The organism is Blastomonas sp. AAP25, assembly GCF_001295965.1.
GTDB lineage: Bacteria > Pseudomonadota > Alphaproteobacteria > Sphingomonadales > Sphingomonadaceae > Blastomonas > Blastomonas fulva.
Window position 1 is genome coordinate 82,694 of sequence record NZ_LJHP01000006.1, and the last position, 25,242, is coordinate 107,935.

At 63.8% G+C, this 25,242-nt stretch carries 27 protein-coding genes; 15 read left to right on the forward strand and 12 right to left on the reverse strand.

Annotation, left to right across the window (positions count from 1 at the left end; genetic code table 11):
* The first annotated feature begins 145 nt into the window (after positions 1-145).
* Positions 146-631 (forward strand): hypothetical protein, encoded by a 486-nt coding sequence (locus tag IP68_RS07960; RefSeq protein ID WP_054134450.1) that lies wholly within the window; start codon positions 146-148, stop codon positions 629-631.
* Positions 632-637: 6 nt separating this feature from the next.
* On the opposite strand, the gene IP68_RS07965 is transcribed toward IP68_RS07960, so the two are convergent.
* A complete protein-coding gene (locus tag IP68_RS07965; protein WP_054134451.1) occupies positions 638-1,159 on the reverse strand; it encodes a 2'-5' RNA ligase family protein in 522 nt (173 codons plus the stop codon).
* A gap of 107 nt (positions 1,160-1,266) precedes the next feature.
* Entirely contained in the window at positions 1,267-1,812 is a 546-nt protein-coding gene (locus tag IP68_RS07970; protein ID WP_054134452.1) for a peroxiredoxin, read from the reverse strand.
* Positions 1,813-2,035: 223 nt separating this feature from the next.
* On the opposite strand from IP68_RS07970, the gene IP68_RS07975 reads away from it, so the two are divergent.
* On the forward strand, positions 2,036-2,455 hold the full coding sequence (locus IP68_RS07975) for a hypothetical protein (protein WP_054134453.1): 420 nt from the start codon (positions 2,036-2,038) through the stop codon (positions 2,453-2,455).
* Positions 2,456-2,476: 21 nt separating this feature from the next.
* On the opposite strand, the gene mltG is transcribed toward IP68_RS07975, so the two are convergent.
* The 5 genes from mltG to fabD all read right to left on the reverse strand — a co-directional run bounded on the left by mltG (position 2,477) and on the right by fabD (position 7,168).
* Complete coding sequence (mltG, locus tag IP68_RS07980; RefSeq protein WP_117352359.1) at positions 2,477-3,451, reverse strand: endolytic transglycosylase MltG; 975 nt, start codon at positions 3,449-3,451, stop codon at positions 2,477-2,479.
* Positions 3,452-3,458: 7 nt separating this feature from the next.
* On the reverse strand, positions 3,459-4,715 hold the full coding sequence (gene fabF / locus IP68_RS07985; protein ID WP_054134454.1) for a beta-ketoacyl-ACP synthase II: 1,257 nt from the start codon (positions 4,713-4,715) through the stop codon (positions 3,459-3,461).
* A 219-nt stretch (positions 4,716-4,934) separates the two neighbouring features.
* The gene (locus IP68_RS07990; protein ID WP_023836488.1) at positions 4,935-5,171 is read right to left on the reverse strand and encodes an acyl carrier protein; all 237 of its coding nucleotides are present in this window, start codon (positions 5,169-5,171) and stop codon (positions 4,935-4,937) included.
* A gap of 139 nt (positions 5,172-5,310) precedes the next feature.
* On the reverse strand, positions 5,311-6,048 hold the full coding sequence (gene fabG / locus IP68_RS07995) for a 3-oxoacyl-[acyl-carrier-protein] reductase (protein ID WP_054134455.1): 738 nt from the start codon (positions 6,046-6,048) through the stop codon (positions 5,311-5,313).
* A gap of 181 nt (positions 6,049-6,229) precedes the next feature.
* Complete coding sequence (gene fabD / locus IP68_RS08000; protein ID WP_054134456.1) at positions 6,230-7,168, reverse strand: ACP S-malonyltransferase; 939 nt, start codon at positions 7,166-7,168, stop codon at positions 6,230-6,232.
* A gap of 140 nt (positions 7,169-7,308) precedes the next feature.
* Between fabD and IP68_RS08005 the strand changes: the two genes are divergently transcribed.
* The 5 genes from IP68_RS08005 to rplI all read left to right on the forward strand — a co-directional run bounded on the left by IP68_RS08005 (position 7,309) and on the right by rplI (position 11,387).
* Positions 7,309-8,715, forward strand: coding sequence for a phosphotransferase family protein (locus tag IP68_RS08005; RefSeq protein WP_054134457.1), 1,407 nt, complete (start codon positions 7,309-7,311; stop codon positions 8,713-8,715).
* Between the two features lie 117 nt (positions 8,716-8,832).
* Positions 8,833-9,975 carry a GGDEF domain-containing protein gene (locus tag IP68_RS08010; RefSeq protein WP_082382215.1) on the forward strand — a complete coding sequence of 381 codons (1,143 nt, stop codon included), beginning with the start codon at positions 8,833-8,835 and terminating at the stop codon, positions 9,973-9,975.
* A gap of 183 nt (positions 9,976-10,158) precedes the next feature.
* Positions 10,159-10,518: a 30S ribosomal protein S6 gene (gene rpsF, locus IP68_RS08015; RefSeq protein ID WP_054134459.1), complete on the forward strand. Its 360-nt coding sequence runs from the start codon at positions 10,159-10,161 to the stop codon at positions 10,516-10,518.
* 20 nt (positions 10,519-10,538) lie between these two features.
* Positions 10,539-10,763, forward strand: coding sequence for a 30S ribosomal protein S18 (gene rpsR / locus IP68_RS08020; RefSeq protein WP_017670246.1), 225 nt, complete (start codon positions 10,539-10,541; stop codon positions 10,761-10,763).
* 12 nt (positions 10,764-10,775) lie between these two features.
* Complete coding sequence (rplI, locus tag IP68_RS08025) at positions 10,776-11,387, forward strand: 50S ribosomal protein L9 (RefSeq protein ID WP_054134460.1); 612 nt, start codon at positions 10,776-10,778, stop codon at positions 11,385-11,387.
* Between the two features lie 103 nt (positions 11,388-11,490).
* Here rplI and IP68_RS08030 read toward each other — a convergent pair whose 3' ends face one another.
* A complete protein-coding gene (locus tag IP68_RS08030) occupies positions 11,491-12,024 on the reverse strand; it encodes a YbjN domain-containing protein (RefSeq protein WP_054134461.1) in 534 nt (177 codons plus the stop codon).
* Positions 12,025-12,188: 164 nt separating this feature from the next.
* Here IP68_RS08030 and IP68_RS08035 point away from each other — a divergent pair, with 164 nt between their 5' ends.
* From IP68_RS08035 to IP68_RS08055, 5 genes are all read left to right on the forward strand, one after another.
* Positions 12,189-13,628 (forward strand): AMP nucleosidase, encoded by a 1,440-nt coding sequence (locus IP68_RS08035; protein WP_054134462.1) that lies wholly within the window; start codon positions 12,189-12,191, stop codon positions 13,626-13,628.
* A 73-nt stretch (positions 13,629-13,701) separates the two neighbouring features.
* Positions 13,702-14,043: a metalloregulator ArsR/SmtB family transcription factor gene (locus IP68_RS08040; RefSeq protein WP_054134463.1), complete on the forward strand. Its 342-nt coding sequence runs from the start codon at positions 13,702-13,704 to the stop codon at positions 14,041-14,043.
* Positions 14,044-14,076: 33 nt separating this feature from the next.
* A complete protein-coding gene (locus tag IP68_RS08045) occupies positions 14,077-14,748 on the forward strand; it encodes a carbonic anhydrase (protein ID WP_054134464.1) in 672 nt (223 codons plus the stop codon).
* A gap of 33 nt (positions 14,749-14,781) precedes the next feature.
* Positions 14,782-16,407, forward strand: a complete 1,626-nt coding sequence (locus IP68_RS08050; protein ID WP_054134465.1) for a SulP family inorganic anion transporter — start codon at positions 14,782-14,784, stop codon at positions 16,405-16,407.
* Between the two features lie 182 nt (positions 16,408-16,589).
* Positions 16,590-17,171: a hypothetical protein gene (locus IP68_RS08055; RefSeq protein ID WP_054134466.1), complete on the forward strand. Its 582-nt coding sequence runs from the start codon at positions 16,590-16,592 to the stop codon at positions 17,169-17,171.
* A gap of 232 nt (positions 17,172-17,403) precedes the next feature.
* On the opposite strand, the gene IP68_RS08060 is transcribed toward IP68_RS08055, so the two are convergent.
* The 3 genes from IP68_RS08060 to IP68_RS08070 all read right to left on the reverse strand — a co-directional run bounded on the left by IP68_RS08060 (position 17,404) and on the right by IP68_RS08070 (position 20,737).
* A complete protein-coding gene (locus IP68_RS08060) occupies positions 17,404-19,245 on the reverse strand; it encodes a M2 family metallopeptidase (RefSeq protein WP_156317991.1) in 1,842 nt (613 codons plus the stop codon).
* Positions 19,246-19,322: 77 nt separating this feature from the next.
* Complete coding sequence (locus IP68_RS08065; protein WP_054134467.1) at positions 19,323-20,090, reverse strand: alpha/beta fold hydrolase; 768 nt, start codon at positions 20,088-20,090, stop codon at positions 19,323-19,325.
* Positions 20,087-20,737, reverse strand: a complete 651-nt coding sequence (locus tag IP68_RS08070) for a 2-hydroxychromene-2-carboxylate isomerase (RefSeq protein ID WP_054134468.1) — start codon at positions 20,735-20,737, stop codon at positions 20,087-20,089. The genes IP68_RS08065 and IP68_RS08070 overlap by 4 nt, the downstream gene beginning before the upstream one ends.
* Positions 20,738-20,821: 84 nt before the next feature.
* On the opposite strand from IP68_RS08070, the gene IP68_RS08075 reads away from it, so the two are divergent.
* The 3 genes from IP68_RS08075 to IP68_RS08085 are packed head-to-tail and all read left to right on the forward strand — an operon-like array spanning position 20,822 to position 23,954.
* Complete coding sequence (locus tag IP68_RS08075) at positions 20,822-21,256, forward strand: MarR family winged helix-turn-helix transcriptional regulator (RefSeq protein WP_054134469.1); 435 nt, start codon at positions 20,822-20,824, stop codon at positions 21,254-21,256.
* On the forward strand, positions 21,249-22,361 hold the full coding sequence (locus IP68_RS08080) for an HlyD family secretion protein (RefSeq protein ID WP_054134470.1): 1,113 nt from the start codon (positions 21,249-21,251) through the stop codon (positions 22,359-22,361). Before IP68_RS08075 ends, IP68_RS08080 begins: the two co-directional genes overlap by 8 nt.
* 9 nt (positions 22,362-22,370) lie before the next feature.
* Positions 22,371-23,954, forward strand: coding sequence for a DHA2 family efflux MFS transporter permease subunit (locus tag IP68_RS08085; protein WP_054134471.1), 1,584 nt, complete (start codon positions 22,371-22,373; stop codon positions 23,952-23,954).
* Positions 23,955-24,010: 56 nt separating this feature from the next.
* Here the strand turns inward: IP68_RS08085 and IP68_RS08090 are convergent, their stop codons facing one another.
* Positions 24,011-25,036, reverse strand: a complete 1,026-nt coding sequence (locus IP68_RS08090) for an aspartate-semialdehyde dehydrogenase (RefSeq protein ID WP_054134472.1) — start codon at positions 25,034-25,036, stop codon at positions 24,011-24,013.
* Positions 25,037-25,242 lie beyond the last annotated feature (206 nt).

A 25,242-nucleotide genomic window follows, 5' to 3' on the forward strand; every position in this document is an offset into this window, starting at 1 on the left:
GCAAACCGCGACAAATCGCCGTTTCGCGAGGCGTCCCGCTTCGTGCTGCGCGATACACCCGGCAATTGCCCTGTCGCGTGCGCCGGGGCATGGTGGCACTGCCGCAGCCGCCCGGATCACCCGCGCCAGCTTCAGGAGTGGTTCGATGCCAGATGCCGTTCCCCGCCTTTCCCGCACCTCGGTGCTCGCGATCAGCTTTGGCGCGATGGTGCTGCTGGCGGGATTGCTGCGACAGACGGGCGATGCGATCGGCGGGATGCTCGACCTGACGCTGAACGGGACACAGGCCCGCGCCTTTCTGGCGCAGCTGACACCGTGGCAGCGTGATGTGCACGCGCATGCCACGCTGATCTATGATGGGCTGTATCCGCTGGCCTATGGCGCCTTCTTTGCCGGGCTTGCGATCCGGCTGGGTGGCGCACCGGCGGGCTGGGTCGCGTTGACAATGCTGGCCGGGATGGTCGCGGACTACGCCGAGAATATCGTGCAACTTCTGGCGCTGAGCGGGCGTGCCGATCTGCTGGATGCCAAGACGGTGCTGACCCCGCTCAAGTTCGCCCTCACCGGCACGGCGATCATTGCGACGCTGGTTCTGGCGGTCAGAGCCGGAGCGCGCGCGCTGGGGCGCTGACCCGGCTCAGGCGCGCTGTTTGCCGCGAAAGCGCCAGTCGCCGATCGGCTCCCATGGTCCGCCCATATAGCGGTGCAGCGCCAGCCCGGTAATTGCGATCGGACGCGGCAGGAATTCGGCGCTCAGCTGTTGCAGCAGCGCCTTGGCCGCTGCCGGCTCGACCTTGTTCTGCACCGTGATGTGGAGCCTGGGCTGGCCCTGGTCCTGCGCGGTGAGCAGGCCGTGCAGCCCTTCTGCCATCATGTCGCGGATCGCCAGCAGGCCCGGCGAATGGATGCGATAGGCAACACCGCGGCCCAGGTTCATCACCTCGCTCAGCCGGGCATCGGGGGCGGCAAACTCTGCCGCCAGCGCCTTGGCGCGCGCCACCGCCTCGGCCTCATAGGCACCCGGCAAGTGGTGGAACAGCGTGACATGCGCATCGAGCACATTGCGCTCGGGCGGATAATGCGCGCGGCGCAGGGCATTGGCCCAAGCCTGATCCGCCGCGCCCATACTGGCAGTCATGATGATCGGTTCGCGTCGCATGACGATGCCTTAGCCTTGGCCTGCGCAACATACAAAGGGGGCGCGGTGCATCTCTGCTCCGCGCCCCCCGCTTGCGACCCGTCAGGGTATATTGCGAGCGCTCTCGCTTATGCGAGTTCGAGCTGCTTCGTCTTGATCTTGGCGAGCACGTTTTCAGGTGCGGTTTCGCCATAGGGATCGCTGTCCAGACCGTGGTCGTTGATGCCCGGCTCTTCGAACCAGTCGGTGACCACACCGTTGTCGACGACCATGGCATAGCGCCAGCTGCGCTCGCCAAAGCCGACATGGTCCTTGCGGATCAGCATGCCCATGCGGCGGGTAAAGTCAGCCGAGCCATCGGGAAGCAGCTTGACCTTTTCGACGCCCAGCGACTTGCCCCACTGGTACATCACGAACGCGTCGTTGACCGACACGCAGTAGATTTCGTCGATGCCCTGCGCGCGGAAATCGTCGTACAGCGCTTCGAAGCCGGGGACCTGCGAGGTCGAGCAGGTCGGCGTGAACGCGCCGGGGAGCGAGAAGATGACGACGCGCTTGCCGGCAAGCAGATCGCCGGTGAGCTGGTCCTGCCAGCGGAACGGATTGGGGCCTTCGATGCTCTCATCGCGCACGCGCGTTTTGAGGCACACATTGGGGACCTGACGTCCAATCATAGTAGAACTCCTTTGAACGATGGGGGAAAATTGTTTTTGCACTGCAGCAGGTAGCGACCCTGCCGCACGGAGTGAAATGAATTGATTGGACTGGCCTGATCGCTTTTTTCGATGAGTTGACCGCATTCCCGGCGACAGTCCGGTTGGACCCGATGCATGGTTCCGTGACATGCTTGCCAAAATGAGCAGAAAGCTTCATTTTGAATGTTTCTGGAGGTTCTGAATGCTGATGTCCCGCCCGCTTGGCTGGTTCTGGTTGCTGGCGATCGCGTTGCTTGCCTGGAATGTCATCGGCCTCATCGCGTTGCTGTACGATCCGGTGATCGGCCTGGGCGATGTGAGCAAGCTCGCGCCGGAACAGCAGGCGATATACGCCGCGCGTCCCGCGATCGCGTTCTACGGCTTCGTGCTCGCCACCGTTGCGGGCACGGCGGGGGTCATCGCGCTGCTGCTGCGGCGGCATGTCGCGTTGTGGCTGTTCATCGCTTCGGCCGTTGGTCTGGTGCTGCAGAACGCGTGGCTGTTTGGCGATCCGGCCAATCTCACGGCCGAGGTTCTGGGCTTCCAGGCGCTGATCGCAGGATCGATCGCGCTTGAAATCTGGCTGGCACTGACTGCGAAAAAGCGCCGCTGGAGCCGCTAGGGCAGCGCCAGCAGGACAAAACTACATCTCGCCGCGCGCCCTGCGCAGTGCGAACCACTTTTCGACATTGCGGTTGTGATCGGCGAGCGTGTTGGCGAAGACGTGCCCGCCGGTGCCGTCGGCGACGAAATACAGCGCCTCGGTCCGCGCCGGGTTGAGCACCGCCTCGATCGAGGCACGCCCCGGATTGGTGATCGGCCCCTTGGGCAGACCCGTCATCGCATAGGTGTTGTAGTCGTTGACATCGGCGATCTCGGACTGGCGAATGCGCCGCCCCAGCGGCTTGCCGCGCGTGATCGGGTAGATGATGGTCGGGTCCGCCTGCAGCATCATGCCCTTGCGGATGCGGTTGGAATAGACCCCTGCGATCATCCGGCGCTCGGACGGCTTGCCGGTTTCCTTCTCGACGATCGCGGCCAGCGTGATCGCTTCCTTGGGCGTCTTGACCACCGTTTCGGGCGAGCGCTTGGGCCACAGTTCGGCGATCGTGTCCTGCATCGCCTTCTGCATCCGCAGCATCACCGCGATGCGCTTTTCACCGCGCTCGAAGCTGTAGCTCTCGGGCAGCAGCGATCCTTCCTCGGGCACCGGAACCTCGCCGGTAAGCAACGGCTCGCGCATCAGCTTTTCCTGCACCAGGATGCTGGGCATGCCCTCGGGAACGGTGACCATCCGCAATACGACCTCGCCACCCTGCAGGATGTTGAGGATTTGCGCGTTGCTGGCGCGTGCGGGGATGACGAACTCGCCCGCCTTGATCGGATCATCGCCGCCGAACACCTTGGCCCGGTTGAGGAAGGCCCCTGCCGAACTGATCGCGCCCTTGTCCTCGAGCACTTGCGCCGCGCGGGCAAGCGAGCTGCCCGCGGGGATGACGATTGCCAATTCCTGCTGCGCCGGGCCTTCACCCGTCCAGCCCCAATAGAAATTGCCGCCGATCAACAGCACCAGGGCCGCGGCTCCGGCCAGAACGATGCATCCCAATCGGCGCAGCATGATGGCGTTATACCGCCTTCATGATGAGGCTGGCATTGGTGCCGCCGAAACCGAAGCTGTTGTTGAGCACCGCGGTCACCTTGCGCTTCTTGGCAGTGTGAGGCACCAGATCGACGCCCTCGCAGCCCTCGCTCGGGTTGTCGAGGTTGAGCGTCGGCGGGACGATCTGATCGCGGATCGCAAGAATGCAGAAGATCGCCTCGACCGCGCCCGCGCCGCCAAGCAGATGGCCGATGGCCGATTTGGTCGAGCTCATCGAAACGTTGGAAATGGCATCGCCGAACAGCCGCTTGACCGCGCCCAGTTCGATGGTGTCGGCCATCGTCGAAGTTCCGTGAGCGTTGATGTAATCGATATCGGCGGGGGTCATGTTCGCCCGCTTCAGCGCCATTTCCATTGAACGATAGGCTCCGCTGCCTTCCGGCTGCGGCGCGGTCACGTGATACGCGTCTCCCGAGAGGCCATAGCCCACCACTTCGGCATAGATCTTCGCGCCACGCGCCTTGGCCCGTTCGTACTCTTCGAGCACGACGACGCCTGCGCCCTCGCCCATCACGAAGCCATCGCGGTCCTGGTCATAAGGGCGGCTGGCCTGTTCGGGGCGGTCGTTATAGGTCATGTTGAGCGCGCGCGCCTGCGCGAAACCGGCGATGCCGATCGGGCAGATCGTCGCTTCAGCGCCGCCCGCCAGCATGACATCGGCATCGTCGAGCGCAATCATCCGCGCTGCGTCGCCAATCGAGTGTGCTCCGGTGGAGCACGCGGTGACGACGGCATGGTTGGGTCCCATCAGGCCGTACTTGATTGAAACCTGGCCCGAGATGAGGTTGATCAGCCGACCGTGGACGAAGTGGGGCGATACGCGGCCCGGACCCTTTTCGGCCAGCAGCAGTGATTCACTTTCGATTCCCGGCAGACCGCCAATGCCCGAACCGATCGAGCATCCCGCGCGGAAGCGTTCTTCCTCGCTCATGTCGGTCAGCCCGGCGTCTTCAAGCGCCTGGCCCGCCGCATCGATGCCGTAGATGATGAACGGATCGACCTGGCGCTGGACCTTGTGATCGACGCGCTTGTCCGCATCAAAGCCCCAGGGATGGTCCTTGGGCTTCACTTCGCAGGCGATGCGGCACTTCTGATCGCTCGCATCGAACCGGGTGATCGGTCCCGCGCCCGACTTGGCGGCGATGAGGTTCGCCCATGTCGTCTCGACATCCGCCCCCAATGGCGTGACCAGTCCCAGACCCGTTATGACTACGCGGCGCATACGCCCTCACTCCTGCATATCTTCTGTGCGATCAGTTCCCTCAAACGATCGAGGGCACTGGCCGGAACGAAAAATGGCTTCCCCGGTCGCATCGCGACAGACAGGGAAGCCATCCTATTTCACATGGTCGCCATCTGCATCATGACGACGCTGCCCTCCTGCGACCGCTGGTGCGGTTTGCGCAGGCACTTCGGGCCCAGCCCCTGTGTCAGCTGCAGATCAGCCCTTGTGGCTGTCGATATATTCGATGGCATCGTTGACGGTGCTGATCTTCTCGGCGGCGTCGTCGGGAATTTCAACTCCGAACTCTTCCTCGAAAGCCATCACCAGTTCGACGATGTCGAGGCTGTCAGCGCCCAGATCGTCGATGAAGCTTGCGTCCTCGGTGACCTTCTCTGCTTCAACGCCGAGATGCTCGATCACGATCTTTTTAACGCGGTCCCCAGTCTCACTCATTCAGAGTTCCTTCAATAGTGTGTAAATGGATGTGCGAACGAAAATACCCGCCCGCCCTAATGCGGCTTTTGATCGCTGGCAAGAGGCGGGCGCAGCCAAACATGGTGGATGCGCCGCGCTGCTTGCCCGCGACGGCAGGTCACAGCATCGCCATGCCGCCGTTCACGTGCAGCGTCTGGCCGGTGACATAGCCGGATTCGCGGCTGGCAAGATATACCACGGCGGCGGCGACATCGTCCCCTTCGCCCAGCTTGCCCGCCGGAATGCGGCCCAGCAGCGCGGTCTTCTGCCCCTCGGGCAGCACCTCGGTCATGGCCGAGGCGATGAAGCCGGGGGCGACGCAATTGACGGTGATGTTGCGGCTGGCAAGCTCTGCCGCCAGCGCCTTGGACATGCCGACAAGGCCAGCCTTGGACGCAGCATAATTGGCCTGTCCCGGATTGCCGGTGGCACCGACCACGCTGGTGATCGAGATCATGCGGCCGAAGCGCGCCTTCATCATCGGCTTGGCAGCCGCGCGGCACAGGCGGAACGCGGCTTCCAGATTGACGCGGATCACGTCGGACCACTCGTCGTCCTTCATCCGCATCGCCAGGTTGTCGCGGGTAATCCCGGCATTGTTGACCAGAATGTCGAGCCCGCCCAGCGCCTCGACCGCGCGCGGCACGAGCGCATCGACCGCAGCCGGGTCGGACAGGTCGCACGCCAGCGTGACATGGTCGCCGCCCAGTTCGGCTGCAAAGGCATCAAGCTTGGCTGCGTTGCTCCCCGACAGCGCCAGCCGCGCACCATGCGCCGCCAGTCCGCGCGCGATCGCGGAACCGATGCCGCCGCTGGCGCCGGTGACGAGGGCGGTCATGCCTGTAAGATCGAACATTGAAGTCTCCTGACTGTTAACGCCTCTCCCCTTGCGGGAAAGGCCGCGAGACTTGGTGGCTTTGCCACCCAGTCGCAGCGCGAGAGGGGAATGCGGACACCGCCCCACCCTCTCCAACACCGGCTAGGCAGCAAGCTGACAAGCCTTTGTATCCTCCCCCGTCAAAGGGGAGGAGCAAGTATCACACCGCCTCCAACAGGCTTTCGATATCGCGCATGTCGACCAGGCTGTCGCAGGCGACATCCTCGACGATGCGCTTGATCATCGGGACCAGCACCTTGCCACCCAGCTCAATGAATTGATCCACGCCAGCAGCGTGCATCGCCATCACGGATTCGCGCCAGCGCACCATGCCGGTGACCTGCTCGACCAGCAGTGCGCCGATTTCCGCAGGCTCGCTCACCGGCGCTGCGGTGACGTTGGCGAACAGCGGCACGACAGGCTCGCGGATTTCGGTTTCGGACAGTGCGCCGGCCATGCGGTCTGCCGCAGGCTGCATCAGCGCGCAGTGGAACGGGGCCGAGACCGGCAGCATCATCGCCTTGCGCGCGCCAAGCTCCTTGGCGATCGGCAGGCACCGTTCGACCGCGCTGGCATGGCCCGAGATGACCGCCTGGCCGAACGCGTTGTCGTTGGCGACCGCGCACACCTCGCCCTGCGCCGCCTGCTCGGCGGCCTTGACAGCCTGCTCGAACTCGATGCCCAGCAGCGCCGCCATCGCGCCGACGCCGACCGGTACTGCCGCCTGCATTGCCTGACCACGGATCTTCAGCAACCGCGCCGTGGTCGCCAGATCGAACGATCCGGCTGCGCACAATGCGGTATATTCACCCAGGCTGTGCCCCGCGACATAGACGAAGCTGACCGGGCTGCCGGTGCCTGCTTCATGCTGCAGCGCGCGCAGCGTGGCGATGGCGTTGGCCATGATCGCAGGCTGGGCGTTTTCGGTCAGCTGCAGTTCGTCCGCATCGCCCTCGCACATCAGCCGGAACAGGTTCTGCCCCAGCGCATCGTCGACCTCCTGGAAGACCTCGCGCGCCTGGGTGCTCGAGGCGGCGAGCTCCCTGCCCATGCCGACCTTCTGGCTGCCTTGTCCGGGAAAAATGAATGCGCGTGTCATGATCCTGCTGTCCCTCGCCCCGATCTGTCCGTCGCTGGCAAGACCCCCCGGTCTCGCGCGACAAGCGCCGCCCGTTATCTCCGATGACGCAGCGTTGCAAGGTGCTTGCGGCCTGTTAATCGACCACTTAACACCTCGCCATGGACGATACACTTTTTGCAGCGTCGCTGGAAACGCTTTGCCGCGAGCGGCTGGGCGGCGACGGTCCGCTTACCGGGTTGCAGCGGCTTTCCGGCGGTGCGAGCATGCAGAGCTGGCGCTTTGGCTGGGGCGACGAGCCGCTGATCCTGCGGCGGATGCCCGAAGGGTTGAGCGGCGACGATGCGGCGATCGAATCCGCCAGCCTCTCGCTCGACGGCCAGGCCGACGTGATCGAGCGAGCGGGCGAGCATGGGGTGATGGTGCCGGCGGTGCGCGCGCGGCTGCGACCGGAGGACGGGCTTGGCGAAGGCTTCATCATGGCCTGCGCGGCTGGCGAGGCCTTGCCGCAGGTGCTGCTGCGCGACCCTGCCTATGGCGACGCGCTGGCAGGCCTGCCACGCCAATGGGCCGAGCAGCTCGCGGCGATCCATGCCATATCTCCGGGCCGCCTTCCCGCCGAACTGCCCTGTCGCAGCCCTGCCGAGATGGTCGCCGAGCTCGAGCAGCGCTGGCATTCGCTGGGCGGTGTCTCGCCGATCTATGCGCTGGCTTTCGGCTGGCTCGAGCATGCCCTGCCCGACCCTGTCGAGCCTTCGCTGTGCCACGGCGATTTCCGCATGGGCAACCTGCTGCTGACACCCGATGGCCTGTCCGCCGTGCTCGACTGGGAGCTCGCGCATCTGGGAGACCCGGTGCAGGACCTTGCCTTTGGCTGCATCCCCAGCTGGCGCTTTGGCCACTATGATCAGATGCTGGGCGGATTTGCCCAGCCCGGCGCCATGCTCCAGCATTACGAGGCGCTGACCGGCCATGCGGTCGATCCGGCGCGCTTCCGCTTCTGGCTGGTCTATTCTTGCCTGTGGTGGGGGGTGTGCTGCCTGGTGATGGCCGATATCTGGCGGCGCAGCGAGCGGGAGGGGCCCGAGCGGCTGGTGATCGGGCGGCGCGCGTCCGAGGTCGAGATCGACCTGCTGCTGATGCTGTCCGACGACCTGCCGTCGCCACAAGCCCCGATGCCATGGCCCCAGGCGGAGCACGCAACCGAAAACGGCGTGCCAAGCGGCGCGGCGCTGATCGGTGCGGTGAGCGGCTGGCTCGATGCGCAGATCGCGGACCAGGCCAGCGGCCATGCAAGGTTCGAGGCGAAGGTCGCGATCAACGCGCTGGGCATGGCCGCGCGCGACGCCGCCATGGGCCCGGGCTTTGCCGCCCTGCAGCAGCACAGGCTTGCCGACATCGGCATGGATGCCGGCACCTTACGCAAGCGGTTGCGCTGCGAGCCTGGCAGCGTGACCCGGATGCAGCACGATCATCTGCGCCGGCTGGCGGTGGAAAACTGCCTGATCGACCAGCCGCGCTATGCCGGACTAGCGGTCGCCCGGCAGCTTTGGACCTCGCCCCTCTGACCCGCCCGGTTACGCCAGGTTACAAAATCGTCTCGACATCAAGTTTCCACTTAAGGCCTGCGGCGCGCGGTCGTTAATGCTGGTGAAGAGTTGATTAAGGACGATTGGGCTCAACCGATGGCGGAACACCAGGTACAGCGGGGCAATTTCAGGGACCGGATGAAGCTGGCGGCTTCCATCCTGGCGGGCCAGTCCAGGGCAGAGGACGATGCCCCGCGGGAAGAAACCGTCTTTGAAAACATCAGCAAGCTCCAGTACCTCAAGGTGTTCTCGTTCCTTGAGCAGGTTCAGCTGGACCCGGTGCCCGATCATTACCGCCTGGCGTGGGAATATCTCAACGGCGGCAACATGATGCTGCGCGAGGCTGTGAACCGCAAGCTCGATGCCAACGGGCGGCTGTCGCCCGAGATCGTTGCGGAAATCCTGGACGAATGCGAAGGCCAGATGAAGGTCAAGGACCTGAACGCGCTTGTCGCCGAGAGCGAGACGCTGCTTGCAGGCGGCTTCAAGACGCTGAGCAAGAGCGGCAAGGAAAGCATGGCCTATGCCGAGGTGCTGCAGTCGCGGCTCGACTGGATGCGCGATCTGGACCCGGCCGACCAGGCCGACATGCCGATCGAGGCGCAGTTCAAGGCGCTGCTCAAGATCACCTCGCAGATGCTGCAATCGACCAAGAAGGCGAGCGAAAGCCTCGACCAGAGCACCAAGAAGCTCAGCCAGATGCGCAACCGGCTCGACGAGGCCAACGACAAGGCGCAGCGCGACCAGCTGACGGGCCTCCCCAACCGCTGGGCGTTCGAACAGCAGTTCTCCGCCGCAACGATCCGTGCCAAGGAGCGCTTCGAGCCTCTCTCGGTCGCGTTCATCGACATCGATCATTTCAAACAGGTCAACGATACCCACGGCCATGAAGCGGGCGACCGCGTGCTGCAGCTGGTGGCCAAGACGCTCGACGGGTTCGGCCGGGGCAACTGCCATCTGGCCCGGCATGGCGGCGAGGAGTTCGTCATCGTGCTGGAAAACACCAGCACCCAGGAAGCCAAGCAGCAGATCGACGCTGTTCGCGAGGAGCTGGCCGAACGTTCGCTGGTCAACAAGGACAACGGCCAGAATATCGGCCGGGTAACCTTCTCGGCAGGCATTGCGCCGTTCAATCCGGGCGAACCCAACCGCCAGGTTCTGCGCAATGCCGATGCGGCCCTATATGAAGCCAAGCACAGCGGCCGCAACAAGGTGCTGATCTTCAACTCCTCGAATTGATCGGGAATCCTTTCCAGATGCCTCTTTTTCTCGTCTCCGCGCTTGCTTTCTTCAAGGTTCTGGGTATTAGCCCGCGCTTGCCTTCGGACGACTGATCGTCTGCGGGCATTCGAAGAAAGCCGGAGGGGTGCGTTGCATGGTGCGCGCATCAGCGATCGGCAGATGAGTAAAGGAAGCCAATACATGCCGCTTTACGAGCATGTCTTTCTGGCGCGCCAGGACCTGTCACAGGCCCAGGTAGACGCGCTGGCCCAGACCGCCACCGAGATTGTCGAACAGAACGCAGGCAAGGTCACCAAGACCGAGACCTGGGGTCTGCGCAACCTCGCCTACAAGATTCAGAAGAACCGCAAGGCGCACTTCGTGATGCTCAACATCGACGCCCCCGCCGGCGTCGTCGCCGAGCTGGAACGCCAGACGTCGATCAACGAAGATGTCATCCGCTATCTGACCGTGCGCGTCGACGAGCTGGAAGAAGGCCCGTCGGTCATGATGCGCAAGCAGGACCGCGAACGTCGCCCCCGCCGCGACCGCGACGCTTGAGCCAAGAAGGATAAAGACACATGGCACGCCCATTTTTCCGCCGCCGCAAGTCCTGCCCGTTCTCGGGCAAGAATGCTCCCGCCATCGATTACAAAGATGTGCGCCTGCTGCAGGGCTTCATGTCCGAGCGGGGCAAGATCGTTCCCAGCCGCATCACTGCCGTTTCCGGCAAGAAGCAGCGTGAACTTTCCAAGGCCATCAAGCGCGCACGCCACGTCGGCCTGCTGCCGTACATCGTGAAGTAAGGAGCAAGAGACATGCAGATCATTTTGCTCGAACGGATCGAGAAGCTTGGCTCGATCGGTGACGTCGTCACCGTGAAGGACGGCTATGCCCGCAACTTCCTGTTGCCCAACAAGAAGGCCCTGCGCGCCAACGAAGCCAACCGCAAGGTCTTCGAAGCCAACCGTGAGCGCATCGAATCCGACAACGTCGCCAAGCGTGACGAAGCTGCCAAGCGTGCCGAAACGGTCGATGGCATGCAGGTCATCCTCATCCGCGCATCGTCGAACAGCGGCCAGCTTTACGGCTCGGTCTCGGTTCGCGATATCTCGGATGCGCTGAACGAAGCTGGTGCCACCGCCGTCACCAAGGCGATGATCATCCTGGAACGCCCGATCAAGACGCTGGGCGTGTTCCCGGTCAAGATCGCGCTGCACCCGGAAGTTTCGGTCAGCGTCACCGTCAACGTTGCGCGCAGCGATGACGAAGCCGAGCTGCAGAAGGCCGGCGTCGACGTGATGCGTCAGATGTTTGAAGAAGACCAGCAGCCTGCCGGCTTCGTCGAAAAGTTTGACCCCAATGCCGAACCGGGCCTCATCCCGCAGGATGAGACCGAAGAAGCCGAAGGCGACGATACCGACGCCTGATCGGGTTCGATACCGACACACAAAAAGCCGGGTTCCTCACAAAGGAGCCCGGCTTTTTTGTTGCCCGTGTCATTCCCGCCCGCGGCCGCGCGGATCGGTCGTGTTACCGCGCAGGCGGCGCGACGACTTCCTGGTTGAACCTTTGCGCCAGCACCACGAAGTTGGTGACCTCGCGCCGCAGCGTTCCTCGCTTCACGCCGAAATCGCTGATCAGATACCGAGCCACGAACGGCTCACCCGCCACCGAAACGCCCGCCTTGCTGAACTCGTAGAGCCGGTTGAAGTCGCCTGCCGCCTGGGTAAGGTTGGCAAGGTTGCGCTCCGCCGGTTTGGGCCAGAACGCGAGGAGGTAAAGCCCCTGGCACTGATCGGGCTGCCCCGGCGGGCAGGCGGTGAAGAACATGTTGATCTTCAGCTGGCCGAAACTCGCCTCGACAAACGGGCGCCCCTCGGGAGTCTGCCGGTCGGCAATGGTGATGGCGGTGCCGAAGGACGACAGGATCTGGCGCACGCTCGCCGGGGTGAAGGCGTTGACTTCGGTCATGTCGTCCGGGTTGCCGGACGGCGGCTGCTGCGCCAGCGCGGGCATCTGCGCGGCGGCCAGCACAAGGCAGCCCACCAGACCCGTTTTCAACATCTGCAATGTCACTCGCCTGTGCATCGTCATCTCCTGCCCCCCCTTTGGTGTGTGGGGTGCATCATAAGCGGTGCCTGTCGCAGGTTGCAACCTTTCGAAAAACCGCAGCGGGGCGGTCATTTTCCGGTAATGACAGTGTCGCGCAAAGTCGTTAAGCGTCGAACATGAACAGTGTAGACCAGATCATCACCGCCCTTGCCGACCATTATGAGCAGTCGGTTGCCAATCTCCAGACCGCCATCCGGGCCTTTGTCGAGCATGGAACGCTCCCCGATCCGGAGCAGCGCCGCAATGGCGGTTTCAGCTATCCGCTGCTGCGGATCGAGTATGATGGACGCGAGCGCGGCTCCTCCACCGGTCTGGCGTTCGGGCGGCTGAACGCGCAGGGGCTCTACACCACCACCGTCACCCGGCCACGCCTGTTCGCCGACTATCTGACCGAGCAGTTGAACCTGCTGCGCGAGAACTACGACGTGGCCATGTCGGTCGAGGCAAGCACCCAGGAAATCCCCTTCCCCTATGTGCTCGACGGGATCGCCGGGATGGACCTGGGGGGAATCACCCCGCTCGAACTCGCCCGCCATTTCCCGACCACCGAGCTTGCCGATATCGGGGACGAGATCGCCGACGGCTTTCTGCCGTTCGGCCAGGGCATGGACCGCCCGCTGTCGCTGTTCGACGGCCTGCGCACCGATTTCTCGCTGGCGCGGCTCCGGCACTACACCGGCACCCCGCCCGAGCATGTCCAGCGCTTCATCCTGTTCACCAACTATCACCGCTATGTCGATGAATTCGTGGGCTGGGCCTGCAGCCAGATCGGCAAGGGCCATTACACCGCATTGTCGGGCGCGGGCGGGCTGTACACCGATCAGCCGGGGTCCGACCCCAGCCCGCTGGTGGCCGACAGCGCATGGCGGCGCCACCAGATGCCCGCCTATCACCTGATCGCGCCCGATTTCGGCGGCATCACCCTGGTCAACATCGGCGTCGGCCCGTCCAACGCCAAGACCATCACCGATCACCTTGCCGTGCTGCGCCCCGAAGTGTGGCTGATGATCGGCCATTGCGGCGGCCTGCGCCCCACCCAGCGGATCGGCGACTATGTGCTCGCCCATGCCTATCTGCGCGACGACCACATCATGGACGATGTGCTGCCACCGGAAATCCCGATCCCTCCCATCGCGGAAATCCAGCAGGCGCTGGCCGGCGCGGCAGAGGAAATCTCCGGCACCAGCGGCGCCGATCTCAAGCGACGGATGCGCACCGGAACGGTGGTCACCACCGACGACCGCAACTGGGAGCTTCGCTATTCGGCCAGCGCGCTGCGGTTCTCGCAATCGCGCGCGGTGGCAATCGACATGGAAAGCGCGACCATCGCCGCACAGGGCTATCGCTTCCGCGTGCCCTACGGCACTTTGCTGTGCGTGTCGGACAAGCCGCTGCACGGCGAACTGAAGCTGCCCGGCCAGGCGAATCGCTTCTACGAGGAGGCGATCGCCGCGCACATGCAGATCGGAATCCGCACCTGCGAAATGCTGCGCGGGGAGAGCAACTCGCTGCACAGCCGCAAGCTGCGCGCCTTCAACGAGCCGCCGTTCCGGTAACTTTATCATAACGTCTGCATATATTTGCAGATATGCATTGACGCAGAGCTGAAGATGCGCCAGCCTGCGGCTCATGCCAAAGCGCATCCCTATCGCCCGTGAGCTTGCCGAGTTCTTCAAGCTCATCGCGCATCCCGACCGGATACGTCTGATCGAGGAACTGCGCACGGGCGAGTGTGACGTGAACACGCTCGCACAGAGGCTCAACCTGCCCCCGACCCGTCTTTCCCAGCATCTCAGCCTGTTACGGGCTGCCCGGATGGTTGCGGAACGGCGCAACGGCAGACAGCACCTCTACAGCCTTGCCCAGCCGCAGATCGCGGGCTGGATCACCGAAGGTCTGGCCTTTGTCGAGGCTCGCGCCCCGGCGGCCCTGGCCGGAGAGCTGCAGGAAGTGCGAGAACTCTGGTCCTGACCCTTTAGACATCTATCAAGAAGGAGCCTCCCCATGCCCCATTTCGCCGCAGGCGTCGTCCGCTTCCAGACCGAAGTCTTCCCCGAGAAGCAGGAGCTGTTCGAAAGCCTCGCCAAGGGCCAGTCGCCCGAAGCCCTGTTCATCACCTGCTCGGACTCGCGCATCGAAACCGCGATGATCACGCAGACCGATCCGGGCGAGCTGTTCATCTGCCGCAATGCGGGCAACATCGTTCCCCCGCACACCAACCACACCGGCGGCATGACCGCTTCGATCGAGTTCGCGGTTGCTGCACTCAAGGTGCCGCACATCGTGATTTGCGGACACACGGAATGCGGTGCCATGAAGGGCGCGATGAACCCCGAGGGCCTCGACGGCCTGCCCCATGTTCGCGAATGGCTGGGCTATACCCGCGCTGCGGTCGAAGTAGTGAATCATCTGGGTAGCAACCTCGATGATGCGGGCAAGATGCAGATGCTGCTGGAACAAAATGTCATCCTGCAGCTTAATCACCTCAGGACCCACCCCGCTGTCGCCGCGCGACTCGCCGCGGGTGAGCTTCAGCTCCACGGTTGGGTCTATGATATCCGCACGGGCGATGTGACCGCCTATGATGACACCACCGGCAAGTTCGTGGCCGTGCACGAGCATTACGCCAGTGAAATGGCCGCGATTGCCGTGGCCAAGCATGAATGTGCAGCCTGAACCTGAGTCCCTGACCTTCCGATCCCCAGGAGCATGATCATGACCGCGACTACCGCCCCGATGGGTGAATTCGAGACGATGAAGAAAAGCTGGCCACAGGACCTGCTGGCCTCTGTCGTCGTGTTCCTGGTGGCGTTGCCCCTGTGCCTTGGCGTTGCCATTGCATCGGGCGCACCGCCTGCGCTGGGGCTGATCACGGGCATCATCGGCGGGATCGTCGTGGGCTCGCTCGCCGGTTCTCCGCTGCAGGTCAGCGGACCGGCGGCGGGTCTTGCCGTGTTGTGCTACCAGCTGGTGGAAGAGCACGGCCTGATCATGATGGGTGTCGTCGGCCTGATCGCCGGCGCGCTGCAGCTGATGGCAGGGGTCGCGCGGCTCGGCCAGTGGTTTCGTGCGATATCGCCGTCTGTCATTCACGGGATGCTCGCCGGGATCGGCGTGCTGATCCTGGGTTCGCAGTTTCATGTGATGATCGATGACAGCCCGCGTGGAAGCGGCCTCGAGAACCTGATCTCGATCCCCGAGGCGATCTACAAGGCAGTGTTCCCGATGGCGATGGACAGCCATCACCTCGCGGCCATGGTTGGCGTCGCGACGATCGCCGCGATCCTGCTGTGGAACCAGTTCAAGCCCAAGTCGCTCGCCGTCGTGCCCGCCCCGCTGATCGCCGTGATCGTTGGCACGCTGGTCGCGCTATTTGCCGGGTTCGACATCAACCGCGTTACCGTGCCGGACAACATCGTAGCATCGCTCAACATCCCCACGGCCGAAGCCTTTCAGCGCGGCCTTTCGATGGACATCCTGCTGCTGGGTGTGGTCTTCGCGTTCGTCGCCAGCGCCGAGACGCTGCTGTGCGCCACCGCGGTCGACCAGATGCACACCGGCCCGCGCACCAAGTACGACAAGGAACTGCGCGCGCAGGGCATCGGCAACATGCTATGCGGTGCGGTCGGCGCGCTGCCGATGACAGGCGTGATCGTGCGTTCGTCCGCGAATGTCCAGGCCGGTGGCAAATCGCGCCTCTCGGCGATCATGCACGGCGTCTGGATTCTCGGCACGGTTGCCGCCCTGCCCTGGCTGCTGGCCTATATCCCTACCGCAGCCTTGGCCGCGATCCTGGTGTATACCGGCTACAAGCTGGTCAACATCGCACAGATCAAGAAGATCGCCTCTTATGGCCGGATCGAACTGGTGATCTACTTCGCGACGCTGGGCGGCATCGTGGTGTTCGATCTGCTCACCGGCGTGATCATCGGCTTCGTGCTGGCCACCGCCAAGGTGGTGTACACCTTCACGCATGTGCGGGTTGATCTGGAGGACGACGAGATGGCCAACCGCACCGATGTGTTCCTGCACGGATCGGCAACCTTCTTCTCGATCCCACGGCTTGCGAGCGTGCTGGAAACCGTCAAGTCGGGCCGCGAAGTGCACGTGCATGTCGAACATCTCGACCATATCGACCACGCCTGCCTCGACATGCTGGGCGCATGGGAGAAGCAGCATAACGCCACGGGCGGCACCATGATTATGGAGTGGAAGGATCTTCGCGATCGCTATGCATCGCCTTACCAGAAGATGCAGGATCAGTTCGACGGCAATCCGGACCAGCCGGGAGAGGGGCCAAAAAAAGCCCCGCCGGTGCTTGAGCCGGCTGCCTGATCCAACCCTCTCTAACTGCTACAGAAACAAAGGCCGTCGGGGCAACCCGGCGGCCTTTTTGCATTCCTCTGTCGAAAACCATGCAGTTTGTGTCGGGATCAAGGGAACATTTGGCGGTGGTCGGCGTAATGCCTCCATCAACGGAATGGTAACCCCAGCCGATGAAGCCAAGGAGATTATCTATGAGCGATGCCATCAAGACTGCTGCAGCGCGCATCAAGGAAGACGCGCTGAACCTCGCCGAACGTGCCCGCACGGAAGCTGCGAGTGCATTTGCATCGGTCAATGACCACCGCGACGAACTGCGCGCCAAGGCCACCGAAACCGCCAAGCTGGCCGGCGAAGTGATTTCGGAGAACGCCCGGATCGCATCCGACCTCGCCCGCCGCAACGCGAACGCTGCCGCGCACATCATTTCGGACAATGCCAAGGCGCTGACCACCGAAATGGGCCCGCTTCGCGACAAGGCCGGCGAACTAGCGCAAGATGCCTCTGAGCGTCTGACGGTTGCCGCACGCGAGCTTTCCGCCAAGGTCAGCCAGAACAGCAAATACGCCGCCGACCAGGCACGCGCGCATCCGGCAGTGGCCATCGGTCTTGCGGCTTGCGGTATCGCGCTGATCGCAGCGGCCATCGCGCTGACCCGCAAGAGCAAGGTCGATCCTGCGCCGCAGGCCGACGAGAACAGCGACTATGTCGATCCGACCGTCGTTCCTTCGACGACCAGCGCAGCAGGTGCGCCGTATACGAACACCAAGCGGTAATCAGCCCCGGCTGTAACCCGCCCAACAGATAGGTGCTGCGCGCGATTCCCTCATGCGCGGTGCCTCGGGGCCTGTTTTCCGGCAAGAGGCGCCCCCCGCTTCAGGAGAGCAGGCCCCATCATTCTAACGACCGGTCATCGGTCGCTGCGACCTCAGACAGGGGCAGATGCTGCGGCTCTCGGGCCGTAGTTTCTGCTCCTGTTCTGTTACCGACCCCTGAAACCAGCGCCGCTTACCAGCCGCATTGCTTGCCCTTGTTCTGTTCCTTGAGCCACGTCTGGAGCGGCGCGAAATATTCGACCATCGCGGTGCCATCCATTTCGCGCGATCCGGTGAACGCCTCGAGCGCATCGGGCCAGGGCTTGGACGCACCCATCTCCAGCATCGCGTTCAGCCGGTTGCCGACCTCCTTGTTGCCGTAGAAGGTGCACCGATGGAGCGGGCCCTTCCAGCCGGCGATGTCGCACGCGGCCTTGTAGAACTGGAACTGCAGGATTCGCGCGAGGAAATAGCGGGTATAGGGCGTGTTGCCGGGGATATGGTATTTCGCGCCAGCGTCGAAAGCATTGTCGGGCCGATCAACCGGCGGCGTGATCCCCTGGTACTGCAGGCGCAGCGCCGTCCAGGCCTCGTTGTATCCGGCAGGCTTGATACTGCCGTCGAACACGCCCCAGCGCCACCGGTCGACCAGCAGGCCGAAGGGCAGGAACGCCAGCTTGTCCATGCCCTGCCGCAGAAGCAGCCCAAGGTCCTTGTCCGCGCCGGGTACCTTGGCCTTGTCGAGCAGGCCGATCTCGACCAGATAATCGGGCGTGATCGACAGCGCGACCATGTCGCCGATCGCCTCGTGGAAGCCATCATTGGCGCCATCGAGATGCAGCGTGTCCTGCTTGTTATAGGCCCGCTGATAGTAATTGTGCCCCAACTCATGGTGGATGGTGGTGAAGTCGTCGGCATTCACCTTGATGCACATCTTGATGCGGATATCGTCCTTGTTGTCGACGTCCCAGGCCGAGGCGTGACAGATCACCTCGCGGTCGGCGGGCTTGGTGAACTGCGAGCGCTGCCAGAAGGTCTCGGGCAACGGCGCAAAGCCCAGCGAGGAGAAGAACGCCTCCCCGCCCTTGACCATCTTGATCGGATCATACTGCTTGGCCTTGAGCAGCTCGGTGACGTCGTAGCCGATATCGCCCGCGCCCGCAGGGGCCACAACGTCATAGATGTTGCCCCATTCCTGTGCCCACATGTTGCCGAGCAGATCGGCGCGGATCGGTCCGGTCTTGGCCTGCACCGCATCGCCATATTTCTCGTTGAGCTTGGTACGGGTGTAGCAGTGCAGATCGTCGTACAGCGGCTTGACCTGCTGCCAGAGCTTCTCGGTCAGCGCGGCGAACTCGTCCGCGCTCATGTCGTATTGCGAGCGCCACATCGCGCCGACATTCTTGAAGCCCAGCTCACGCGCGCCCTGGTTGGCGATGTCGACCATCCGGGCGTAGTCGTCCTTCATCGGCGCGCCGACATTGTCGTGCCAGCTCGCCCACATTTCCTTGAGCGCATCGGGGTCACGGCTTTCACCCATGGCTGCCTCGATGTCCGATCCGTTCACCGGCTTGCCCTCGAGCGTGCCCTTGCCCTTGCCGTAGATCGACTGCAGGTTTGTGGCGATGGTGTTGAGCTCGGCCGCTGCGCCCGGAGTGGTCGGCGCGGGCAGCACGATGCCGCCGCGCATCTTGTCGAGCTTGCGCCGCGTCTCGTCGCTGAGCCCTGCGACATCGTTGAACTTCGCCGCCTCGAGCGCGAAGCGCACCTGCATCTCGGTGCCCTTGGCGCCGACCTCGGCCGCCAGCGCATTGGTATCGTCGGTGAGATAGGTCGAGTTGACCCAGAACACCCGGCTGGCCGAGATGATGTAGTCGTACATCTCCTTTTCGGCAGCGGTAACAAAGGCATCGGCCTCGGCAGCGGTCGGCTTGGCAGCGACGCTCTGCGGAGCAGCGTCCTCGGCAAATGCGGGAACAGCGCAGGCGGCAACGGACAATGCGATGACGGACACGATCGATTTCAGGGATTTCATTTCAGACACCTTCTCATCATGCGCCGTACAGCGGCGCAGCAGCATGGCAGCAACGATGGAACCGCCACGGCGGAGCGTCAAGCGGTGAGAAATGAAACCATTTCGTCCGCCAGCGCGGGCTCCAGCACGCTCGACATGTGCGTGCCCCTGATCTCGCGATAGGTTGCAACGTGCAGCTGCCGCGCCAGCTCGGGCGCAGAGCCGTTGTCCTGGTCGTCGGCGCCGCAGACCACCAGCACGGGAACGTCGCGCTTGACCAGCGCATCGGTATCGACGTCGCCAAAGCTGTCTAGCAGCAAGCGCGCAGCGATGGGGTCGATCCCCTGGGTCTTCATGAACGCAACCGCCAGAAAATGCGGATCGCCGCGTTTGACCTCGTCGCGCCGGTCGATCGCGGTGACGAAGAAATCGCGCCGCCGTCCCCAGCCGGTCAGCCCTTCCCAGCCCATGCCGGCGAGCACCGCCTTGCGCGGGGTCACCCCTGCCGCCAGCAGCTTGGCGGTGGTGCGCGCCCCCAGCGAGAAGCCACCGAGGTCGAAATCGTCGAGCCCGAGCGTATCGATCAGCGACAATGCATCGTCGACCAGCACATCGCGCGGATACGCCGCCGGATCATGCGGCGCGCCGCTTGCGCCGTGCGCGCGCAGATCGGGCATGATGACGCGAAAGCCCGCACTCGCCAGCCTTGCCGCATGGCCAAACTTGATCCAGTTGGTCTCCGCGCTCGAGAACAGCCCGTGGAGCAGCAACAGCGCCCTGCCCTCGCCGGTTTGGTGCACCGCAAGCTCGGTGCCGTCGAAGGAGCGGATGCGGCTGGTGGTGATGGTGGTGCTGGGCTGGGTCATCCCCGCTCTTTAAGGCCAGCCTGCTCCATGCGCCAGATGGCAAGATCGATCCGATCCTGACCAAAAAACGGTTCGCCATCGAACACCAGGGTCGGCACGCCCCAGTGGCCCGCCATCTCCAGCGCTTCCTGGTTGGCGGCAAGCTCGGCGTCCAGCGCCTCGGGCTCGGCCAGCGCAATGGCGTCAAGCTCGGCAAGGTCCAGCCCTGCGCGCGCGGCGGCGCCGGCCAGATGCTCGCCCTCGTGCCAGCCAGCGGTGCCGCCCCAGATCAGCCGCGAAACCTCGTCGCAGAAGGCAAGGCTCTTGCCCTGGCGCGAGGCCACCTGCCCCAGCCGCGTGATGCGATAGACATGAGGCTGGTCGGGCGAGATCGTCCGCGTCGCGATGTTCTGCTTGATCGGGTCTGGGTTTGGCGGCGCAAACGGGATGTCCAGATACTGCGCCAGCCGGAATACGTCTGTCAGCGTGTAACGCAGCCAGCCGGGCTGGCTCTTCTCGAAGAAATCGGGTTGGCGGATCGCCAGCGGATAGACCGGGCGCAGGTTGAGCGCGAGGTCATAGCGCTCTGCCATCGCGCGATACCGCCGCGTCGCGAGATAGCTGTAAGGCGAGCGGAACGACCAGAAGATGTCGGCTGTCAATGTCATGACACAAAGACTGCCAAAACATCCGTCCGGATGCAAATGCATTCGCGCTTTGAGTTAGTGTCATATGCTATTATATCGATAGCCATGACAGACTCGATCGGTTTTCTCATCAACGATACCGCCAGGCTTTTCCGCCGGATGTTCGACGGCAACATCCGCGATCTGGGAATGACCAGCCTGCAATGGCGCACGGTCGCACGGCTCAAGCGCGATCCCGGCATGCGCCAGAGCGAGATGGCCGATCTGCTCGAAGTCGAGCCGATCACGCTTTCGCGGATGATCGATCGGCTGGCGGAATCGGGCATGGTGTGCCGCAAGCCCGATCCGAACGACCGCCGCGCCTGGAACCTGTATCTGACCGAAAAGGCCGAACCGCTGATGGCGCAGCTGCAGCGCGAGGCCGATCTGGTGCAGGAGCTTGCCCTGACAGGGCTGAGCGAGGAAGAGCGCGCCGTTCTGGGCGATCTTGTCGAGCGCATGCGCGTGAACCTGTCGCGGCGGGAGGCGGTCGATGCTTGACGGCGACAGCAAGGCAACCTCCCCCGAAACGCAGGACACTTCGGTGGCGCCGGCGTCCGAAGCAGGCAGCCGACCTGCCGCGATCGATGCCCCGGAAAAGCCTTCCGGGCGCTGGGCCGTGCGCGGCCTGATGCTGGCGGTGCCTGTCGTGCTGCTGGCTTTGGGCGCGTATTACTGGCTGTCTGGCGGGCGCTATGTCTCCACCGACAATGCCTATGTGCAGCAGGACAAGGTTGCCATTTCGGCAGAGGTCGGCGGGCGCATCATCGATGTCAGGGTCCGCGAGAACATGTCCGTCAAGCAGGGCGACATCCTCTTCCGCGTCGATCCCGAACCCTATGCGCTGGCCGTGCGCCAGGCCGATGCCGATATCGCAGGCGCTGAGGTCTCGGTCGCCACGCTGGCGAGCGAAGCACGCTCGACCGGCGTTGGGATAGCGTCCGCGCGCGATGCAATCGCCTATGCGCGGATCGATCTGGAGCGCCAGCAGGCGCTGATGGAGCGCGGTTTCACCACCAGGGCACGGCTCGACGAAGCCGAGCGCAGGGTAGAGATGGCGCGCGAGCAACTGCGCGCAGCCGAGGCCAGCGCGGCCGAGGCGAGATCGCGGCTGGCAACTGGAACGGCTGTCCCGGGCGTCAGCCCCGCCATCGCGCAGGCCCGGGTGCGGCGCGACACTGCTGCGCTCAATCTCGACCGCACCGTGATCCGCGCGCCCGTTAGTGGCCGCGTGGTCCAGGCAGAGCGGCTGCAGCGCGGCCAGGCCATGGTCGTCGGCCTTCCCGCGCTCACACTGGTGGTCGATGACCGCAGCTGGATCGAGGCAAATTTCAAGGAGACCGACCTCAACCACATGCGGGTTGGTCAGCCAGCCGAGGTCAGGCTGGATGCCTATCCCGATCTCAAGCTGACCGGGCGGGTGGAAAGCATCGGCGCGGGAACGGGGTCGGAGTTCTCGATCCTTCCGGCGCAGAATGCGACCGGCAACTGGGTGAAGGTAACCCAGCGGGTGCCGGTACGCATCCGGCTGGACAAAACCGCTGACCGGCGGCTGATCGCAGGGCTTTCGGCAGACGTCACCATTGATACCGGCAAGCACCGCTAGGACCGGGCGATGGCTAGCCGCGCCGCCCCTGCCCGTTTCGCCGGGCCTGCGCCGGGGGCCCTGCCCATCGACCTGCCCGCCATGCCGGTTCGCCACCGGGGACTGCTGACGCTCGCAGTGATGATGGCGACGATCATGCAGATCCTCGACACCACCATCGCCAATGTCGCGCTTCCGCACATGCAATCCAGCCTGGGCGCAACCGCCGATACGGTTATCTGGGCGCTGACCAGCTACCTGGTCGCATCCGCGATCGCGATGCCGATCACCGGCTGGCTGGCCGAGCGCGTCGGATCACGCAACCTGTTCGTCTGGGCGGTCATCGCCTTCACGCTCGCCTCGATGGCGTGCGGCGCGGCGGCCACTCTGGAAGAGATGGTGCTGTTCCGTGCCATCCAGGGGATTGCTGCAGCATTCATCGGTCCCTTGTCGCAGACCGTGCTGATGGACATCAACCCGCCCAGCGGCCAGGCGCGCGCGATGTCGATCTGGGGCATGGGGATCATGATCGGGCCGATCATGGGGCCGGTGCTGGGCGGCTGGCTGACGGAGAGCTACAGCTGGCGCTGGGTGTTTCTGGTCAATGTGCCGGTGGGCATCGTCACCATCGCGCTGCTTGCCTGGCTGCTGCCCAGCCGGGAGCGCACCCGCCGCCGGTTCGACCTGTTCGGCTTTTCGATGCTCGCGCTCGGGCTTGCCGCGATGCAGATCATGCTCGATCGCGGCACCCAGCTCGACTGGTTTTCCAGCCCCGAAATCCTGATCGAAGCCGCAATCTCGATTGCATGTCTGTGGATTTTCGCGGTGCATATGATCTGGGGTCGCAATCCGCTGTTCGAGCACGGCCTGCTGGGCAATCGCAACATGGCCGCTGCCTTGCTGTTCATGCTGGTGGTGGGCGTGGTGATGTTTGCCAGCATGGCGCTGCTACCGCCGATGCTGCAGCAGTTGTTCGGCTATTCGGTGCTGGATACCGGCCTGCTGCTGGCCCCGCGCGGGCTGGGCATCCTGATCAGCATGGGGGTGGCAGGCAGGCTGGTGAACACGGTCGACCCGCGCTATCTGATGATCACCGGGGCTGCGACCGCGACCTATTCGCTGTGGATGATGACCGGATGGTCGCTGGACATGACCTGGCACCCGATAGTGGTCGCAGGGTTCGTGCAGGGGATCGGGATGGGGCTGGTGTTCATCCCGCTCAATTTTCTGGCGTTCGCCACGCTCGAGCCCCGCCACCGTACAGATGGCGCCAGCCTGCTCAACCTCGCCCGCAGCCTGGGCGCGTCGGTCAGCATCTCCGTGCTCACCACCTTGCTAAGCTTCAACATCCAAGTCAGCCACAGCGATCTGGCCGCGCACATCACCGGTTCTTCGCTTGCCATGCTGGACCCCGGCACTGCCGACAAGTTCGGGTCGCTGGGCGATGCGGCGTTGCTGGTGGTCAATGCCCAGATCAACCGCCAGGCAGCGATGATCGCCTATATCGACGATTTCCACGCGATGATGCTGGTCAATCTCGCCGCGATCCCGCTGCTTCTGCTGCTGCGCCGGCCCAAGAACATGGCCGTCGCCCCGGTCCATATCGGGGAGTGAGAGCACAGTAGGCTCGTAAAGCGCGGTGAGGTTAGCGCCCTCACCGCGCTTACGTTTCAGCCCTTTTTGAGGTGGCGGCGGCCCAGCAGTTCGGCGATCTGCACCGCGTTGAGTGCCGCGCCCTTGCGCAGGTTGTCCGACACGCACCACAAGGAGATGCCGTTCTCGACCGTGCTGTCGTCGCGCACGCGGCTGATGTACGTCGCGCCATCGCCGACGCACTCGACCGGGGTCACGTATCCGCCGTCTTCGCGCTTGTCGACCAGCATGATTCCCGGCGCTTCACGCAGGATCTTCTGCGCGTCCTCGGCGCTCAGTTCGTTTTCGAACTCGATGTTCACCGCTTCGGAATGGCCGACGAACACCGGAACGCGCACGCAGGTCGCGACCAGCTTGATCTTGGGGTCGAGGATCTTCTTGGTCTCGACCACCATCTTCCACTCTTCCTTGGTCGATCCATCGTCGAGGAAAACGTCGATATGCGGAATGACGTTGAAGGCGATCTGCTTGGTGAACTTCTTCGCCTCGGCGCTGTCGCCGACAAAGATGTTGCGCGACTGCTCGAACAGCTCGTCCATGCCTTCCTTGCCCGCGCCAGACACCGATTGATAGGTCGCGACGACGACGCGCTTGATCGTCGCGGCATCGTGCAGCGGCTTGAGCGCGACGACCAGTTGCGCGGTCGAGCAATTGGGGTTGGCGATGATGTTGCGCGCCTTGTAGCCATCGATCGCATCGGGGTTCACTTCCGGAACGATCAGCGGCACGTCGGGCTCCATGCGATACAGCGACGAGTTGTCGATCACCACGCAGCCCTGCGAGGCGGCCTTGGGCGCATATATCTTGGTCGCGGCAGAGCCGGCTGCGAACAGCGCGATGTCCCAGCCGGTGAAATCAAAGTGCTCGATGTTCTGCACCTTGATCATCTTGCCGGTATCGCCGAACTCGACCGTGGTGCCCGTCGAACGCGACGAGGCAACTGCTGCAATTTCATCAATCGGGAACTCGCGCTCGGCCAGGATGGCCAGCATTTCGCGACCGACATTTCCGGTCGCGCCGACTACGACTACTCGATAACCCACGGATCAATTCCTCCAGTGCAATGCACCGGGGCGCCTAGCGGCTCAGCCCCGGCAATACAAGCTGCGAGTGGCGATGATGCGACAGCGCGAAGATATTATTGCGCCACATCTGCAGCTTGCGAAACAAACCGTCCATCAGCCTGCCTTCAACTCGCCGAAAATTCCCGGATGGGGATCGGGGAGTTGGGCGGGCCTGCATCGGGACG